General features: G+C 48.7%; 3 protein-coding genes and 1 pseudogene. 2 read left to right on the top strand and 2 right to left on the bottom strand.

The features are described 5' to 3' along the window. A pseudogene (locus QT222_RS01280) lies at positions 1–226 on the bottom strand (IS5/IS1182 family transposase); the annotation flags it as partial. Positions 227–381: 155 nt separating this feature from the next. Here QT222_RS01280 and QT222_RS01275 point away from each other — a divergent pair. Together QT222_RS01275 and QT222_RS01270 are read left to right on the top strand one after the other, a co-directional pair. Then, on the top strand, positions 382–1041 hold the full coding sequence (locus QT222_RS01275) for a hypothetical protein (protein WP_491476047.1): 660 nt from the start codon (positions 382–384) through the stop codon (positions 1039–1041). Between the two features lie 61 nt (positions 1042–1102). Next, entirely contained in the window at positions 1103–1288 is a 186-nt protein-coding gene (locus tag QT222_RS01270) for a DUF8144 family membrane protein (protein WP_491476046.1), read from the top strand. A 10-nt stretch (positions 1289–1298) separates the two neighbouring features. Here QT222_RS01270 and QT222_RS01265 read toward each other — a convergent pair. Further along, positions 1299–1549 (bottom strand): integrase core domain-containing protein (locus QT222_RS01265; RefSeq protein ID WP_491476045.1); only part of this gene is annotated, 251 nt, incomplete at its 5' end.

Genomic DNA, 1549 nt, shown 5'->3' with positions numbered 1-1549 from the left:
TGGACCCCGGCAGCTCGTCTCGACCAACGCGGGGTGCTCCGCAAACCTCGCTATTATACTCAACCCGTTGCGGCTTTCCCCGTTGGCTGGGCCCCTCTTCGAGCCGAAAGCAGTGCAGGACGACGTGGCCCCGGCGGGCGCCCCCGCCAGCAGCGGGGTCGCCCGCGTGCTTCCCCACGGCTAGGTCACGACACTGCTCAATGAAGTCGAGGAGACCGATCTCCATAGGCAAGAATCGAATTCCTCGGCTTCATCCATCTAAACCAGTGATATCGGCTGGTTAGATCGATATTCAACAGAGCAGATGATGGGGGTATGAAATACTTTCCACAATATGTAATCAAAACTATTATATAAGAAACATAGTAATGACTATTTGTCATGAAGCGAAGAAACCTGTTGAAAAAAGCGAGTGGTAGTGCTGTAGTTAGTCTCTCTGTGCTGAGTTTTTCGGAGAGTGCGGCAGCAGACAATAGAGTGGTTCACGGTGTGGAAACGGATTTCGATCCGAACTCTGGCCAAGAGATCAAGCAGTTCTTCAAACAACTGGGAGAGGTTGAGAAGGAGGAGAATCGAGTGGAGGTTCATGAAAGTTTAGGTAAACCACAATCAAATGCTATTACTAAAGTTCTAAACGAAATTAAGTTCAATACTGAAGTGAATAATCCAATGGAAACTGGTCGTTCAATACAGTCAACCGAGACGAGTGTCTCGAAACAGGTATCTGCCGAACATTGGTATCTTGACTACACCCTCTGGTCATTCGAGTACGAGGTCGAATGGGATTACGACCAGAACGAAGTGAGCAATATCAACGAAATAGAACGGCCGAATGTCTCCGATGCCACTTGGTCCGCAGATGGTGAGACAGGTAGTAATTGGATGAATGAGGATTCCGACAAGTGGCACGGGCGGTCTCAACACAAGTTCTCCTACATAGGGGGTGGTTCTGTTCCGACGCTCGAGATGACCCCGTGGATTGAACTTACAGGAAACGCGAACGGTGTTGGTTCCGTAGTAGACTCAAGTAATGGAAACTAGATATATCAATATGAAATAGATAGTAGAAAGGCATATCCGCCCCCGCATTAATTATAGTATAATGACTAAAGTCCGATCGCTTATCGAAGAATGGCAGACAGGATTTTTCATAATCTTGGGTTGTGTTTTATTCGGATACGCTCTCGCGCTCGTAGCTTGGTCGATCGCTCCTCCCTATAGTGGCCTTCTTGGCTTCTTAGGCGGGGTGATAATCGCATTTCTCTCGATTTCTTATATATTGAAATGATCGGCACGGTCTAGTTAGTCGCCTCCTCGACCGGCGTTCGTCCATCGAGCGCTTGATGCGGTCTTTGAAAGTTGTAGTATTGCACAAATTGTATGACCAACTTGCGGACGCTTCCGTGACTGCCCACCCACGAATTATGGAAGCGGTCGACCCGCATTTTGAGGGTGTGAAACCACTTTTCGATGAGGTTTCGCTCAACGTAGTCCAGCCGACCGCTCAATCCTAATCGAGAGAGGGCAGTCTGATAGCCGTAGCCATCGA

Source organism: Haloferax sp. s1, assembly GCF_058382125.1.
The sequence above is the reverse complement of the archived record's forward strand: the minus strand, read 5'-3'. Positions and strand labels throughout refer to the sequence as shown.

Excerpts from the sequence above, each read along its gene's own strand:
- QT222_RS01275 (WP_491476047.1), top strand. The coding sequence starts at position 382 with ATGAAGCGAAGAAACCTGTTGAAAAAAGCGAGTGGTAGTGCTGTAGTT.
- QT222_RS01270 (WP_491476046.1), top strand. The coding sequence starts at position 1,103 with ATGACTAAAGTCCGATCGCTTATCGAAGAATGGCAGACAGGATTTTTC.